Here is a 15,804-nt window from a genome sequence, read left to right as displayed (position 1 = left end):
TCCTTGGCCGACTGCGCGGCGATCTTCTCGGTCTGGTTGGCGTTGTCGGCGTTCTGCTTCACGTTCGAAGCCATCTCTTCCATCGAAGAAGAGGCCTCTTCCGCGGACGAAGCCTGCTCGGTCGCGCCCTGCGAGAGCTGCTCGGCGCTCGCGGACAGTTCCTGGCTGCCGGCGGAGACATTCTGCGCCGCCGTGAGCGCCTCCGACACGATCTGCCGGAGCTTCTCCACCATGCGCACGAGGGCTAGACCGAGCGTGTCCTTGTCCGACAGCGGCTTGGCCTCCACCGTGAGGTTGCCATGAGCGATCTCGTTCGCCACAGCCGCGGTCTGGTTCAAATTCACAGTCATCGCATTCAGCGACTTGATGAGATCCCCGATCTCGTCATTGCTGGAGGGCTCGATCTTTCGGCTGAGATCACCGATGGCCACCGCGTCGGCAAGGCTCACCGCGCTGAAAAGCGACCGGCTGATGTTCAGCGCCATCCAGACGGCGGCACCTATGGCAATGACCAGCGATGCAAGAATCAGCGAAAGCAGAATGATGGTGGCACGGCTGCCGTCGACCCTGGCCTGCTCGCTCTCGTCGGCCATCTGTTTCTTGACATAGGTGATGTAGTCGCTCGCCGCGGTGAGCGCCGGCGTGGAGGCCTTCAGGCCCTCGGTCATGGACCGCTCGGTCGCCTTGGCTCTATCGTGCTTTGCCAACACGAGCGTTTGATCCTGGACGTTGTTCGAATTTGCATACGCGTTAGCGAACGTCTCGATCATTTTTCTGCCGGTCTCGCTCGCGCTGGCGTAGACCTCGTCTTTCACCTTCAGGGCGCGCTCGCGGAGCTGGGAGATCTGGCCGATAAACTTGTCCTGATCGGCATCGGCCGCCAGGATGGTGTTCTTTTCCGCTCGTACCTGAAGCAATACGGTTTCCTGAAGCTCGCCGACCTTCGCCAGCCGAGCGGCCCTGGCCGACAGGTGCTCGGCCGTCACGACCATATCGTTCAGCTTCATATAGGCGACGCCTCCGGCGATCATGGAGAGCAGGATGACGACGCCGAACGCGCTGGCAAGCTTGGCTTTGACGGTGAATCTCATATCAATCTCGTTGGTTCGAATTGGGGTGCTTACGCTTGACCACGCACTTGCAAACTCAGGCGGCGCGGGACGAATCCGCGGCCGTGTTACGTCCTTCCGGGACCTCGTCGTTCGCCATCAGCTTGCCGAGATCGAAGATCACGACGAATTTCTCGCCCTTGCGGCCGATGCCGGCGGCATAGTCGGACTGCCATTTGCCGCCGACCTCGGGGATCGGCTCGATCGCCTGCTCGTCGATGTCGGTGACCTCGAACACGCAATCGGCGACGAAGCCGACGCCGACCAGACGATCCTTCATCGGCACGTCGAGGATGATGATGCGGGTCGCCTCGGTCGCTTCCACGGCCGGCAGACCGAGCTTGGTCCGGAGGTCGACGATCGGATAACCGCTGCCGCGCACGTCGATCATGCCGAGCAGGAAGTTCGGTGCATGCGGAAGCCGCGAGATCGGCCGCATGTCGAGAATTTCCCGGACATTGCGGATGCTGATGCCGAACGTCTCTCCGGCGAGCCCGAGCGTCAGATATTGCGAGGTTGCGGCCATGATGCAGTCCAGGGATACCGAGGGGCAGCGAATGAGCGCGGTCCGGCACGAGGCCGGACCGTTTTGATCAGCGTTGGAACTCGGCGTCGCGGTCGTCTTCGCCGTCATGCATGTCGAAAGCGAAGCCGCCGCCGCCAGCGACCTTCATCGCGCGTGCCGGCTTGCGGACCGGCGCAGGCTTTTTCGAGCCGCGATCAGCCGCCGCCATGGTTGCCGCCATGGTTGCCGCCTTGGCGCGCAGCTGGCCGACCGCACGGTCGATCGGCGCGGCTGCGGCTCTTTCATTGTGGTTGGCGTGCTCGATCCGGAAGAAGGAGATAGTGGACTGAAGCTGCTCGGCCTGCGAGGCGAGCTCTTCCGAGGTGGACGAGACCTGCTCGGAAGCGCTGGCGTTCTGCTGGCCGACCTTGTCGAGCTGCTGGATCGCCTGGTTGATCTGGGCCGAACCGACGTCCTGCTCGCGGCAGGCGGCGGTGATCTCCTGGACCAGCTCGGCGGTCTTCTTGATGTCGGGCACGAGCTTGGACAGCATAGAGCCTGCTTCCTGCGCGACCTTGACGGTCTCCGTCGACAGCGTACCGATGTCGGCCGCCGCCGCCTGGCTGCGTTCGGCGAGCTTGCGCACCTCGGAGGCGACCACCGCAAAGCCCTTGCCATGCTCGCCGGCGCGCGCGGCTTCGACCGCGGCGTTGAGCGCGAGCAGGTCGGTCTGTCGCGCGATCTCCTGCACGATCGTGATCTTCTCGGCAATGGTCTGCATCGCGTTGACGGCACGCCCCACCGCGACGCCGCTGGCCTCGGCGTCCTTGGCCGACTGCGCGGCGATCTTCTCGGTCTGGTTGGCGTTGTCGGCGTTCTGCTTCACGTTCGAGGCCATCTCTTCCATCGAGGACGAGGCTTCTTCCGCGGAGGAGGCCTGCTCGGTCGCGCCCTGCGACAGCTGCTCCGCACTTGCGGACAGTTCCTGGCTGCCGGCGGAGACGTTCTGCGCGGCCGTGAGCGCCTCGGCGACGATCTGCCGAAGCTTCTCGACCATCGCATTCAGAGACCCGACGAGGTCGCCGATCTCGTCGTTGCTGGCCGAGGGAATGGTCTGGCTGAGATCGCCCTCAGCCACTGCGCCGGCAAGACCGACCGCACGGCCAAGCGACCGGCTGATCGAGATCGAAATCCACAAGGCCGCGCCGATCGCAACCATCAGCGAGACACCGAGCAGCGTCAGCAGCATGAACTGGGCTTGGTGGCCTTCGTCCTTCGACTGAACGGCCTGCTCCGCCATCTGCTTCTTTGTGTTCTCGACATAAACGCCCATGGATTCGAGCGCATCATTCACCACCTTGCGCCCCTCGTTCGTCGAGCGTTCGGTCGCCTTGACCTTGTCGGTCTTTGCAAGCCGGATCGTCTCCTCCTGATAGGCGTTCATCCTGGCGTAGGTCACGGCGAAGCCATCGAGCAGCTTCCGACCAGCCTCACTCGCCAACGCGTAGACTTCGTCCTTGGTCTTCAGGGCGCTCTCGCGGCGTTTGGCGGCGTCGGCCGCGGCCTGCTCGACCTCAGTCTCGCTACCGATGATGGCGTTCTTTTCCGCGCGAAGCTGGATCAGAATGTCTTTCTCGATCTCCGTTGCCTTTTCCATGCGTTTCGCGCGCAGGACCATGTTGTCGGCGGTCGCCATCATATCGCCGAGCTTCATGTAGGCCACGCCACCCGCGACCATGGACAGGACGATGACCAGCCCGAACGCGCCGGCAAGCTTTGCCTTGACCGTAAATCTCATTTCCAGCCTCTACCCCAGTCTCGCCCCGAGACCTCATTTCAATTCAGGATGCGTTCCATGTTGGGAACGATGACGAACTCTTCACGCCATTTGGCGATGAAGCGAATGAACTCCGGCTTCCAATGCATGCCGACGCGCGGTGTCTGCTGCACGTCGGTCTGCGATATCTCGGTGACCTCGTAGACCTTGTCGGCGGTCAGACCGACCAGCACCGGCTCACCGTCGAGATCGAGCTCGATGACGACGATGCGCGTGTCGGCCGAGTCGTCGAGCTGCGGCATGCCGAAGCGGATGCGCAGGTCCGCGAGCGGAATGACGTTGCCGCGCACGTTGATCACGCTGGGAACGAACGACCGCGCGCCCGCGACCCTGGTCACGGGGACCGGATCGATGATCTCGCGCACGAGGCCCGCGTCGAGCGCGAACTTCTCCTCGCCGAGGCCGATCATCACGACCTGCATCGCGCCCGCCTTAGACTCGCCGGCCTGCATCTCGTACATCACGCCGCCTCGCTGATGTGCTGCTTCTCGACTTTCGACTGCGCCAGCGTCACGAGCTGCGCAACGTCGAGGATCAGCGCCGCCGTACCGTCACCGAGGATGGTCGCGCCGGAGAAGATCGTGACGTCCGAATGCAGCTTGGAGAGCGACTTGATCACGGTCTGGTGGTTGCCGATGATCTGGTCGGCGACGAGACCGACGTGAGTCTCGCCGGTCGAGATGATGATGGTCTTCTGGTGCCGGTCCGGCGTGCCCGATGCGGTCATGATCTCGCGCAGCCTGAGGAAGGGCACGAGGTTGCCGCGCACGTTGAGGAAGTTGCGACCGCGGGAGCGCTCGTCCTCGGCCGTCAGCTCGATGCATTCCTCCACCGCCGACAGCGGAATGATGTAGCGGCCTTCGCCGACGCGGATCAAGAGACCCTCGATGATCGCGAGCGTCAGCGGCAGGCGCAGCGTCACCGTGGTGCCCTGGCCTGGTCTGGTCGACAAATCGATCGTGCCGCGCATGTTCTCGATGGTGCGCCTGACCACGTCCATGCCGACGCCGCGGCCGGACAGCGCCGAGATGGTCTGCGCGGTCGAGAAGCCCGGGTGGAACAGGAACTGGTGGATTTCGTGGTCGGTGAGCACGGCGCCAGCCGCGATCAGGCCCTGCTCTTCCGCTTTCGCTCGGATCCGCGCGGTGTTGAGGCCGCCGCCATTGTCCTTCACGGTGACCAGCACCTGCGCGCCGGAATGGACAGCAGCGAGCTCGATCCGGCCCTGTTCCGTCTTGCCGTTGGCAGCGCGAGTCGCGGTGTCCTCGATGCCGTGGTCGATGGCGTTGCGGATCAGGTGAACCAGGGGATCGGCGAGGCACTCGATCATGGTCTTGTCGAGCTCGGTATCCTCGCCCGTGGTGACGAATTCGACCGGCTTCGACAGATCGCGCGACAGATCGTGGATCAGGCGGCGGAACCGCCCGAACAGCGAGCCGATCGGCACCATGCGCGCGCCCATCGTGGTGTCACGCAGGGACGAGGCAAGACGTTCGATTTCCTCGGCGATCATCTTGATCGAAAGGTCGGAGCCGGACGAAGCTAGCTGGGTCAGGCGCGCCTGGGCGATGACGAGCTCGCCGACGCGGTCCATCAGCTCATCGAGACGCTCCGCCTGGACGCGGACGGTGGCGATGCCGCGATCGTCGCGCTTGGCCTCGGACTTCGATTCGGATTTGGGGTTCGGCTTCGATTCAGATTTGGGCTCCGCCTTGACGGCAGGCTGCGCGGCAATCGGCGCGGCCGCCTCGACCATCGGCACAGGCATTTCGACCGGCGGAGCCGGCTCCTCGTCGAGCAGCTGGAAGAGCGGCATCGGCGCCGGCGCTTCGACCTGCTCCAGCGGCGAAAGCGTCAGCTTCATCTCGTCCTGGACGAACATGAAGACGTCGTCGATCGCGTCCTTGTCGCAGGCGGCGTGCAGCTTCACGTCCCACTTCAGATAGCAGTCTTCCGGGTCCATCTCGTCGAGGAACGGGATGCCGTCGGTCACCGGCACGACAAAGCAGGGCCCGAGCTTGCAGAGATCTTCCAGCAGGTCGAGCGGGTTCGAGCCGTTGCGCAGGATGTGGGATTCGAATTCCAGATAGAGATGCCAGCCGGCCTGCTTGCTCCCGCCGGGGACCGGCACAGGCGCATCGGCGATCCCGCCGACGGATGCGACAGGCTGGTCCGACGACACGAATCGCTTGAGGTCGTCGAGGATGGCATCGCCGATGACGTCGTCGGTCGACTGGGGATCCTCGATCAGCGCGCGGATGTAGTCCTTGGCCGCGAGCGCGACCGAGATCAGATCCTGCGTCGGCTTGATCTCGCCCTTGCGGACGCGGTCGAAGGCCGTCTCGAATTCGTGGGTGAACGAGGCGACCTTGTCGAAGCCGAACATGGCGCCCGAGCCCTTGATCGTATGCAGGGCGCGGAATGCGGAATCGACCAGTTCGCGGTCGTCGGGACGCTGGCCGAGATCGAGCAGGGCCCCTTCAAGAACTTCGAAGAGTTCGCTGGCTTCCTGACGAAAGACCTCGGTCGGGTCCATTGCGCTCATGCACGCACCAGCTTGCCGACGACAGCGAGCAACTGCTCGGGCTTGAACGGCTTGGTGATCCAGCCGGTGGCTCCGGCGCTCTTGGCCTCCTGCTTCACCGTGTCATTGGATTCGGTGGTCAGGAACACGATGGGCATGCCGACCGCGCTCGGAAGCTTGCGCAGCGCCCGGATCAGCTCCAGGCCGTTCATGACGGGCATGTTGAGGTCGGTGATGACGAGATCGAGCTTGCCGGCTTGCGCCTTGGCGAGCCCCTGTGCGCCGTCGCCGGCCTCGATGACGCTGTGACCGGCCGGCTCGAGCACGACTTTGATCATCTGCCGGATGCTGGGAGAGTCGTCGACCGTGAGAATCGTGGCCATTAGGCGCCATCTTTCTTTTGCGGGAAATGCTGATCGATCATCGCCTCGCTGGCGAAGCCGGCGCGGCGAAGGGTGTTGCGCAGAGACTGGGAGAAGGAGGTCAGGACCACAGGCCGGCCCTGGGCCTCGCCGGTCTTGGCGGTGGACAGCAGAAGCTGGATCGAGGTCACGTCGGCCTTGTCGACGCTTGAGCAATCGATCTCGAGCCGATCCTGCCGGCCGAACGCCTCGCGAATGAGGTCGTAGACATTGCGGATCGCAGCGATGCTGCAATCGGCAGGCAGCCGAAGGGACCATTTCGGCTCGGTGACATCAGACGACATGCGTCCCCCAAATTTCCTCAGGATTCTCTGCACGCATGGCGAGAATCCCGCTCGACGACTATTCGCAACGGAGAGTATGCAAACCCCTAATGAGCGCCTCCGTACAACTACGGGTCACAATTCGAAGAACTTCGCGTATGCATGCAGACGTGCATGGCCCGCCCAAATCTCATGCGCCGCGCGCGGTCTCGAGGCAGTTCGGCACGGGTTGGATGTTTGCTCCGCGTTAAATCGCAAAGGCTATTCGTTGAGGTCATGCTTCGCCATCCGAACGAGTCGGGCCGCCGATGCTGACCCAAGCGCTTCTGATTGATGACAGCCGCTCTGTCCTCAATTTCCTGAAACGTCATATCGAAGCCGAAGGCCTGGTCGAGGCTACCACCTTCCTCGATCCCGTCGAGGCGCTGGCCTGCGCGCGCGAGCGTGTCTTCGATCTCGTGCTGGTCGACTACGAGATGCCGCATATGGACGGCATCAGCTTCATCCGCGCCTTCCGCACCCTGCCCGGCTGCGCCGACATCCCGATCGCGATGATCACGTCGCGACAGACCGATGACGTGAAGATGGAAGCGCTGCAGGCTGGTGCAACCGATTTCTTACCGAAACAGCCACAGAGCCTCGAGATGACGGTGCGCCTGCGCAATCTGGTGCGGCTTGGTGCAGCCGTGCGCAAGCAGAACGACCGTGCGGCCGATCTGGCGAGCGCGGTGGCGGCCGCGACCCGGAAGCTCGGCGAGCGCGAAGAGGAGATCATCCTGCGGCTCGCGCTCGCGGTCGAGTACCGCGACAACGACACCGGCGAGCACACGCTGCGGGTCGCCCGCTACAGCCGCATCATCGCCGAGCAGCTCGGCCTGCCGGCCCGGCTCTGCCGCGACATCTATCTGGCCGCCCCTCTGCACGACGTCGGCAAGGTCGCCATCCCCGACAACATCCTGCTCAAGCCCGGGAAGTTGACCGGCGAGGAGATGGCGGTAATTCGCACCCATGCGACGATCGGCGAAAGGATCCTGGCGGATTCCAGCTGCGAGCTGATCCAGCTCGGTGCGCAGATTGCCGCAGGTCATCACGAGCGCTGGGACGGCGCGGGCTATCCGAGCGGCCTCAAGACAGACGAGATCCCGGTCGCCGCACGCGTGGTCGCGGTCGCCGACGTCTTCGATGCGCTGACGACGCGGCGGCCATATAAAGAGCCGATGGAGCTGGAAGTGGCGCGCGACTATCTGGTCGAAAACCAGGGCCGACAGTTCGACCCGGCCTGTGTCGGGGCCTTCCTGTCGCGCTGGGACGAGGTGGTGGAAATCGCCGCCGGTCAACAGGCGACACCGTATCAGAAGACCGAGGCCACGCTCGCTCCCAACATGTGCGCTCCCTATATAGAGAGTGCAGCGGAGAGCCACCCGGTCGAGGTCACTTTGGCCGAGGCCATCCCTGCCGAATGATATTATCAATCCGGCCAAAGGCTTGCCGTCGCACCGTTTCTCCGGTCGCCGGTTTGAACCTGTTCCTGATAGAGTGCACCAATAACTAAGAGTGATTCTGGTCACACTTGCCTGGGCGCTCCGCTGCTAAGCATCGGGCCAGGACGGGGACCGGGCAAGCATCGGTCGAATTGGATGAGAATTCCCATGAGAAGCCTGATCGGCGCCGTTGTCGGCGCGTGCTGTCTTTCGGCCCCCGCTTTGGCGGAGACTCCGGCCGCCATCGTCGAGGATGTGCAGGGCAAGGTCGACGGCATCGCGTTCATGGATTATGTGGCGCCGGGCAGGATCATCAAGCTGGGACCCAAGGCAAGCATTACGCTCAGCTATCTGAAATCCTGCCTACGCGAGACCATCAGCGAAGGCGTCGTCCTGGTCGGCACCGAGCAGAGCACCGTGCAACTCGGCGATGTCAAGCGGGAAAAGGTGCCCTGCGATACCAACGCGGCAAAACTGTCGGACCGCGAGGCGAACCAGAGTGCCGCGACGACTTTCCGCACCATGCGCTCGGACGCCAAGGGCGCTCCGGCCAGGCTGCCGACGCTCTACGGCGTCGCGCCGCTGGTGCAGGCCAAGAGCGGCAGCACCCTGGTGATCGAACGCACCGATGGCAAGGAGCCAACGATCAGCGTGCCGCTCAAGAGCGAGACCATGGTCGGCGGCAAGTTCTACGACTTTGCCAAGGCCGGAAAGTCACTGACCCCGGGCGGTAGTTACCTCGCCATTCTCGGTACCAAGCGCTACGCGTTCCAGATCGATGCCAGCGCCACGTCCTCGCCGACGCCGATCGTCGGCCGCCTGCTGCGGCTCGAATAGGCAACCAGCGACGGGGCGATGCGGCGGATCGGCAGGGGGGACATCGTTGCGGCGATCCTGATTGCGCTCCTTACGGGCGCGGTCGCCACGTCTCCGCCGCTCCAGACCCTGCAAGGCCTGTCGCTCGACATCCTCACGGCGCTGCGCGGCAAGCTGATCGGCGACCACCGCGATCCCGCGACATCGCCGGTCGTCGTCGTGGCCATCGACGGCGAGACCTACGAGACCCCGCCCTTCAAGGGATCACCGACGCAGACCTGGACGCGCGAGATCGGCCGGGTGCTCGGAAGCATCACCGAGGGCGGTGCCAAGGTGATCGGCTTCGACGTCATCTTCAAGAACTCGATCGAGCAGTCGGAGATTCCCTTCGGCGACGCGCCGCTCGGCGCCCGCATGAAGGGATTTGACCGGGACTATCTGATCGCCCTGCGGCAGATATCAGACAATGGCAAGCTGGTGCTCGGCGAGATCCTGAGCAACGACCATCCAGAACCACCCTATCGCGCGCAGCAACTGGCGGTGCGAAACAACGTCCGTGCGCTCAATGTCTACACCGATGCGGACGATGTCATCAGGCGAATGCCGCTCACTTTCTCCATCGACGGCAAGCCGGTGCCTGCCATGGCCGTCGAGCTCGCCGCGCGCGCGCTCGGTGCAAAGCCTGAGATCGCACCGTCCGGCGCGACCGAACTGTCCGGCTATGCCATCCCGAGCGTGGTGCCGAATACACTCACGCTCAATTTTCGAGGGATGGGCCGCGACGTACCGACCTTTTCGTTCGCCGACCTCCGGGCCTGCGTCGAAAAAGGCGACCGCGATTTCTTCCGCCGCGCATTCGACGGCAAGGTCGTGCTGCTCGGCACCGCCCTGAATTTCGAGGACCGCAAGCTCACCTCCATGCGCCTGTCCGGTGGACATGACGGAACGCCGGCCGCAAGATGCGCCCTGCCCGCACCGGCTAGCATCGCACAGAAGACCCGCAGCGACGTCGCCGGCGTCTTCGTGCACGCCACCGCAGTCCGAAATCTGATCGAGCGCGACGCCGTGACCGAGCTTGGCTTTCCGCTACGGAGCATTCTCACGATCGTGTTCTCAGCAATCATCGCTTGCGCGGCCTGCGTGCTCGCACCGGGTGGCGCGCTGCTCGCATGGTTCGGCCTCACCGCCGTCTACGCCGCAATGGCCGTCGGCGCATTCGTCCATGCCTTGGCGCTGCCACTGACGGAGCCGGCACTGGCGAGCCTTGCCGCGCTCGCCATGATGATCGGCTACCGTTTCGTGCTGGCCGACCGCGACGAACGTTTCCTGCGCAAGAGTTTCGCGTTCTACCTTGCACCCGAAGTGATCGACACCATGGTCGCCTCGGGCAAGATGCCGGCGCTCGGCGGCGAGATGCGCAACGTCACCATGTTTTTCTCCGACCTCAGCGGCTTCTCCTCGATCGCGGAGACGATGACGCCGGGCGAGCTGGTGACCTTGATGAACGAATATCTGTCCGCCATGACCGACATCATCGAAAGCCATGGCGGCTATGTCGACAAATATATCGGCGATTCCATCGTCGCCATGTTCGGCGCGCCCGCCGACGATCCCACGCACGCGCGCAACGCCGTCCGGGCCGCGCTGAAATGCCACGAGGAGCTGGCAGAGCTCAACGCCGGCAGTGCCGCCTTCGCCGGCCGCGGCCTGTCGCACCGCATCGGGCTCAACAGCGGCGAGGCCGTTGTCGGCAACATCGGTTCCCGCCGCCGCTTCAACTACACCGTGATGAGCGACACCGTGAACGTCGCCTCGCGGCTCGAAGGCGCCAACAAATATTACGGCACCGCGATCATGGCTTCGGAGACGACGATGGCCCAGACCGGCGATGCCTTCGCCTGGCGCGAGCTCGACGCGATCAGGGTGATGGGACGCGGCGAGGCGATCAAGGTGTTCGAGCCGCTCGCGGTCAAGGGCGCGGAGACCGCCGGTCAGACGAAGATGGCCGCCGCTTACGCAAGCGGACTGGCTTGCTGGCGCGCGCGGGAGTTTGCGAAGGCAGCCGACGCGTTCGATGACGCGGCAGACAGCGATCCGGCATCAGCGCTGTTCGCTGAACGCGCGCGGCGACACGCCTCCAGCCCGCCGCCTTCTGAATGGACGCCGGTGAATACGCTGGAAGGCAAATAGCGGCATTTGCGAGCACTAAAACGGCAACCCCACGTAATTCTCTGCCAGCAGCCGCTGCGCCGTCTCGGACGAGAGCAGATATTCGAGTTCGGTCTGCTGGAGCCGCTCCTCGTAGTCGCTCCGGTCGGGAAAACGGTGCAGCAGCATCGTCATCCACCAGGAAAAGCGTTGCGCCTTCCATATCCGCGCCAGTGCCTTGGCCGAATAGCCCCGGAGTCCGGAATCATCGCCGTTCCGATAATGCGCGAGCATGGCGTGGTAGAGATAGTAGATGTCCGAGGCCGCGCTATTGAGCCCACGCGCGCCCGTCGGCGGCACGATGTGCGCGGCATCGCCGGCGAGGAACAAACGACCGTAGCTCATCGGCTCGGCGACGAAGCTGCGCAAGGGCGCGATGCTCTTCTCGATGGACGGTCCCGCGATCAGGCGGCCTGCGACCTCCTCCGGCAGGCGGCGCTTCAGCTCGGCCCAGAATGCATCGTCGCTCCAGTCCTCCACCTTGTCGGTGAGCGGCACCTGGACGTAATAGCGGCTCAGCACTTGTGAGCGCAGAGAACACAGCGCAAAGCCGCGGGAGTGCTTCACATAGATCAGCTCCGGCGAGGCCGGCTTGGTACGCGACAGCACGCCGAGCCAGCCGAACGGATAGACCTTCTCATATTCCCGCAGCACGTCCTTGGGGATCGACTTGCGGCTGACGCCGTGAAAGCCGTCGGCGCCGACGATATAGTCGCAATCGACCCGGATGATCTCGCCGTTCGAACGATAGGTCACGTAAGGCCGATCAGACGTGAGGTCGTGCGGCGTCACGTCCTCGGCATTGTGCACGACGTTGCCGCCGAGGCGGTCGCGCGCCTCGTAGAGATCGCCCGTCAGCTCGGTCTGGCCGTAGACCAGCACCGAATTGCCGCCGGAATGCCGGTGCAGATCGATATGGGAGAGCACGCCGTCATGTGCGATCTCGAAACCGTTGTGGATCTCGCCCTCGCGGTCCATCCGTTCGCCGCATTGCGCCTCGCGCATCAGCCTGGCGAAGCCATGCTCGAGAACACCGGCACGGATGCGGGCGAGCACGTGGTCGCGGCTGTATTTCTCCAGCACGACCGTGTCGATGCCCTTCAAATGCAGGAGCTGCGACAACAGCAATCCGGACGGCCCACCACCGATGATACAGACCTGAACTTTCATTTTTGCGTCCTCCCGTCGGCAGTTTTTTGCAGTTTCGGCGCCGCAAACCGATGGAGGGTTTCGTCTTTGTCTTGTACAATTCGAACATGCGAAGCTTGTCCCCTGCCCCGGCAATCCGGGTCTACAATCTGTTCGGCGAGTCCGGCGACCTTCCCGACGTCGTGCATTGCGAAACGATCGCGGCGCGCTCGGTGCTGCACGACTGGACACTGGCCGTGCACCGCCATGCCCGGCTGCACCAGGTGCTGCTGATCGAGCACGGCGGCGGCGAAGCTACGCTCGACGGGCGAGTGGTGCAGCTGAAGCCGATGCAAATCGTCAACGTGCCTGTCGGCCACGTCCATGGCTTCCGCTTCGTGCCTGATACGCAAGGCTGGGTGCTGACCATCGCCGCGGAAATATTGGACGAGGCCCTGCTTGCCTCGGAAGGCCTGCGCGGCGCGCTGTCACGATCGGCCGTGGTACGCGGCACGCCGCAGGTCCGCTCGACCATGAAGCAGATCTTTGCCGAGCACGCCGCACGCGATTTCGGCCGCGCGCATGTGCTGCGTGCACTGTCGGCGGCCATGATCGGACTTGTGGCCCGCGCGCTCACCAGCGAGAGCGTCGGCACCGGCACGGCGGAAAGCGGACTCTACCGGCGCTTCGAGGCGCTTCTGGAGCAGCATCACCTGGAACGCTGGAGCGTTGCAGACTATGCAGGCGCGCTGTCGATCACGCCGACCCATCTCAACCGGATGACACGGGCGGCGACCGGCGACACGGCCTCGCACCTGATCCTCAACCGCCTGATCCGCGAAGCGCGGCGCAACCTCGTCTACACCAACCTGCCGGTCTCGACGATCGCCTATGCGCTCGGCTTCGAGGACCCCGCCTATTTCAGCCGCGTCTACGCCGCAGCCACGGGAGTGTCGCCACGCGCCTTTCGCGCGCAGCTCCATGGCGAGGACAATTGAGGCCTCAGACGTCGAAGAACACCGTCTCTTCCGGCCCCTGCAAATTGATCGTGAATGAATACACCACCTTGCCGCCGCGTTCGCTGCGTGTGGCAATCAACGTCTTGCGGCGCACCGCCGGTTCGACCAGGTTGAGCACGGGATCGACGGCATTGGCCGCCTCTTCATCCGAGAAGTACAGCCGCGTGTTGAGGCCGATGTTGATGCCGCGCGCGACGATCCAGACATTGATGTGCGGCGCGCATTTGCGCCCCGTCCTGTCGATGATCCCGCCCGGTTTGATGGTCTCGAAGGTGACGAGCCCGCTGTCGAAATCCGAGCCGCCGCGGCCCCAGCCGCGAAAATCCTGTTCCAGCGCGGCGGCGGAGCGATCGGCCGGATGGTTGTAACGGCCGGCCGCATTGGCCTGCCATATTTCCAGCAGCACGTCGCGCAGCGGCGTGCCGCTGCCGTCGAGTACCTTGCCCTCCAGCACGATGCGTTCGCCCTGCGTATTCGGCGTCACCAGGACATTCGAAAAATTCTTCTCGAAGATGTCGAAGCCTGCCATGGCCGGGATCAGCCCGATATGGACGTAGGGCCCGGCGGTCTGCGAGGCGGTCTCCTTGAGGTAGTTGAGCTGCTGCGGCATTGCTCAGTTTCCTTCCGGGCGGTTTTCAAAGAAGGTGGAGCGCTGGCCGCGCAGGACGATGTCGAAGCGGTAGGCGAGCGAGTCGAACGGGGTGGAGGCATTGAGGTCGAGCGGCGCGACGAGGCGGTCCAGCGCGTCCTTGTCCGGAATCGTCGTCAGGATCGGGCAGACAGGGATCAGGGGATCGCCCTCGAAATACATCTGGGTGATCAGCCGCTGCGCAAAGCCCGAACCGAACACCGAGAAATGGATGTGGGCGGGACGCCAGCTATTGACGTAGTTGCGCCAGGGATAGGGCCCGGGCTTCACGGTGCGGAAATAATAATAGCCGGTGTCGTCGGTCAGCGCGCGGCCGCAGCCGCCGAAATTCGGATCGATCGGCGCCAGATAGGTGTCCTTCTTGTGCCGGTAGCGGCCTCCGGAATTGGCCTGCCAGAACTCGACCAGTGTGTGCGGCACGCCGCGGCCGGTCTCGTCCAGCACGCGGCCGTGGACGATGATGCGCTCGCCGACGGGATCGCCGTCCTTGGCGTAGTTGCGGATCAGGTCGTTGTCGAGCGGGCCGAGATCATTGTGGCCGAACACCGGTCCGCTGATCTCCGAAACCGAATTCTCCAGCGACAGCAGCGCCTGGCGCGGCGACCGCAGGACCGAGGATTTGTAACCGGGCGCATGCGCCGGCGGATGGATCGAGCGATCGCGCTGGAAGAAACCGCCGTCGCCGAGCGGCGGCGTGAACGGCTCGGGGCGGTTGAGGCGGGGATCCTGCAAGGCTGGGAATGGAGCCTGGGCATTCATCGGCATGTCTCTCCCTTGGCGCCCGGATCCGGGCGCGGCTTATCGGGAGATCATGGAACGATCTATTCTCAAGATAAATAGATCGATTATAATGAATTGCATGAAAGGAATCGATCATTTGGCCCTGGACGGCCACGCGCTCGAACTGTTCCTCGCCGTGCTGGAGGAAGGTTCGGTGACAGCGGCCGCAACGCGGCTCGGCCTGACGCAATCCGCGGTCAGCCACGGCCTGAACAAGCTGCGGCGGATCGCCGGCGATCCGCTGTTCGCCAAGTCCGGCCGCGGTATCGTTGCCACCGCGCACGCCCAGGCGCTGGCCGCGAAAGCCCGCGCGCTGATCGACGAGATGCGCAGCTTTGCCGGCGGCGTCAGCTTCGAACCGGCTCGCGCGCAACTTTCGCTGACGATCGCCGCCAATGATTTCCAGCGCGATTTGCTGCTACCGCGGTTCTTCGACCATGTCGCCGCACAAGTGAAGAGCCTGAACCTGCGCGTGATCCCCTCGCAATCGCCCTCGCCCGCGATGCTGCGCGAAAACCGCTGCGATCTTTTGATCACGCCGCTGCCTCCATCCGGCGTCGACATCGTGCAGAAGCGACTGCTGAGCGATCATTACGTTTGCTACTTCGATCCCAAGACGCGCGCGGCACCAGCCGGCCGCGGCGCCTATCTCGCGGCGCGGCACATCACGGTGGTCTATACCGACAATGAGCGGCTCGACTTCGATCGCCGGCTCGCGGCGAACGGCTTCCACCGCGACATCGCGATCTCGGTGCCGAGCTTTTCCGGCGTGCCGTCGTTCCTGCGCGGCTCGCAGATGCTGGCGAGCATGCCGAGCCTGCTCGCCTCCGGCGTGATGCGCGGCTTCGCGCAAGCGCGGATTCCACTGGCGTCCCGCACGCGAACGCTGGCCGAGCTGCCGATGTTCATGGTCTGGCACCAGCGCTACCAGAAAGATCCTGCCCAACGGTGGGTCAGGAGCCAGCTCGAGACCGCGGCGGCGATGGCCGAGGCCTGAGCGATCGCCCCCCGGCCCGAGGACAGCCTGATCCTCGCCAAACCCACTGGTTGCGCAGGGGGAGCC

15 protein-coding genes are annotated in these 15,804 nt (G+C 64.2%); 5 read left to right on the top strand and 10 right to left on the bottom strand.

Going from position 1 to position 15,804, the window contains the following annotated elements; translation table 11 throughout:
• The 7 genes from NR187_RS31995 to NR187_RS31965 form a co-directional block, all read right to left on the bottom strand.
• Positions 1–1,091: HAMP domain-containing protein (locus tag NR187_RS31995; RefSeq protein ID WP_256809060.1), on the bottom strand; the 1,091-nt coding region annotated here is incomplete at its 3' end.
• Positions 1,092–1,146: 55 nt separating this feature from the next.
• Entirely contained in the window at positions 1,147–1,635 is a 489-nt protein-coding gene (locus NR187_RS31990) for a chemotaxis protein CheW (protein WP_211381838.1), read from the bottom strand.
• Positions 1,636–1,702: 67 nt separating this feature from the next.
• The gene (locus NR187_RS31985; RefSeq protein ID WP_211381837.1) at positions 1,703–3,412 is read right to left on the bottom strand and encodes a methyl-accepting chemotaxis protein; all 1,710 of its coding nucleotides are present in this window, start codon (positions 3,410–3,412) and stop codon (positions 1,703–1,705) included.
• Between the two features lie 38 nt (positions 3,413–3,450).
• The gene (locus NR187_RS31980) at positions 3,451–3,912 is read right to left on the bottom strand and encodes a chemotaxis protein CheW (protein WP_211381836.1); all 462 of its coding nucleotides are present in this window, start codon (positions 3,910–3,912) and stop codon (positions 3,451–3,453) included.
• A complete protein-coding gene (locus NR187_RS31975) occupies positions 3,912–5,996 on the bottom strand; it encodes a chemotaxis protein CheA (protein ID WP_211381835.1) in 2,085 nt (694 codons plus the stop codon). Before NR187_RS31975 ends, NR187_RS31980 begins: the two co-directional genes overlap by 1 nt.
• A complete protein-coding gene (locus tag NR187_RS31970) occupies positions 5,993–6,358 on the bottom strand; it encodes a response regulator (RefSeq protein ID WP_018317043.1) in 366 nt (121 codons plus the stop codon). The genes NR187_RS31975 and NR187_RS31970 overlap by 4 nt, the downstream gene beginning before the upstream one ends.
• Positions 6,358–6,681: a lipid asymmetry maintenance protein MlaB gene (locus NR187_RS31965; RefSeq protein ID WP_211381834.1), complete on the bottom strand. Its 324-nt coding sequence runs from the start codon at positions 6,679–6,681 to the stop codon at positions 6,358–6,360. The genes NR187_RS31970 and NR187_RS31965 overlap by 1 nt, the downstream gene beginning before the upstream one ends.
• Before the next feature lie 287 nt (positions 6,682–6,968).
• Between NR187_RS31965 and NR187_RS31960 the strand changes: the two genes are divergently transcribed.
• From NR187_RS31960 to NR187_RS31950, 3 genes are all read left to right on the top strand, one after another.
• The gene (locus NR187_RS31960; RefSeq protein ID WP_211381833.1) at positions 6,969–8,123 is read left to right on the top strand and encodes an HD domain-containing phosphohydrolase; all 1,155 of its coding nucleotides are present in this window, start codon (positions 6,969–6,971) and stop codon (positions 8,121–8,123) included.
• A 186-nt stretch (positions 8,124–8,309) separates the two neighbouring features.
• Complete coding sequence (locus tag NR187_RS31955; protein WP_256809058.1) at positions 8,310–8,978, top strand: hypothetical protein; 669 nt, start codon at positions 8,310–8,312, stop codon at positions 8,976–8,978.
• Between the two features lie 18 nt (positions 8,979–8,996).
• Positions 8,997–11,147, top strand: a complete 2,151-nt coding sequence (locus NR187_RS31950; RefSeq protein WP_256809056.1) for an adenylate/guanylate cyclase domain-containing protein — start codon at positions 8,997–8,999, stop codon at positions 11,145–11,147.
• Positions 11,148–11,162: 15 nt separating this feature from the next.
• Here the strand turns inward: NR187_RS31950 and pobA are convergent, their stop codons facing one another.
• Positions 11,163–12,335: a 4-hydroxybenzoate 3-monooxygenase gene (gene pobA / locus NR187_RS31945; RefSeq protein WP_256809055.1), complete on the bottom strand. Its 1,173-nt coding sequence runs from the start codon at positions 12,333–12,335 to the stop codon at positions 11,163–11,165.
• A gap of 50 nt (positions 12,336–12,385) precedes the next feature.
• Here pobA and NR187_RS31940 point away from each other — a divergent pair, with 50 nt between their 5' ends.
• Positions 12,386–13,291 carry a helix-turn-helix domain-containing protein gene (locus NR187_RS31940; RefSeq protein WP_256809054.1) on the top strand — a complete coding sequence of 302 codons (906 nt, stop codon included), beginning with the start codon at positions 12,386–12,388 and terminating at the stop codon, positions 13,289–13,291.
• A gap of 4 nt (positions 13,292–13,295) precedes the next feature.
• Here NR187_RS31940 and pcaG read toward each other — a convergent pair whose 3' ends face one another.
• A complete protein-coding gene (gene pcaG / locus NR187_RS31935) occupies positions 13,296–13,922 on the bottom strand; it encodes a protocatechuate 3,4-dioxygenase subunit alpha (protein ID WP_211381828.1) in 627 nt (208 codons plus the stop codon).
• A 3-nt stretch (positions 13,923–13,925) separates the two neighbouring features.
• Positions 13,926–14,720 carry a protocatechuate 3,4-dioxygenase subunit beta gene (pcaH, locus tag NR187_RS31930; protein WP_256809097.1) on the bottom strand — a complete coding sequence of 265 codons (795 nt, stop codon included), beginning with the start codon at positions 14,718–14,720 and terminating at the stop codon, positions 13,926–13,928.
• 91 nt (positions 14,721–14,811) lie between these two features.
• Between pcaH and NR187_RS31925 the strand changes: the two genes are divergently transcribed.
• Positions 14,812–15,738: a LysR family transcriptional regulator gene (locus NR187_RS31925; protein ID WP_256809053.1), complete on the top strand. Its 927-nt coding sequence runs from the start codon at positions 14,812–14,814 to the stop codon at positions 15,736–15,738.
• Positions 15,739–15,804 lie beyond the last annotated feature (66 nt).

It is taken from the genome of Bradyrhizobium sp. Bra64, from assembly GCF_024519875.1.
GTDB lineage: Bacteria > Pseudomonadota > Alphaproteobacteria > Rhizobiales > Xanthobacteraceae > Bradyrhizobium > Bradyrhizobium japonicum_G.
This window is presented reverse-complemented; position numbering and strand designations above follow the sequence as displayed.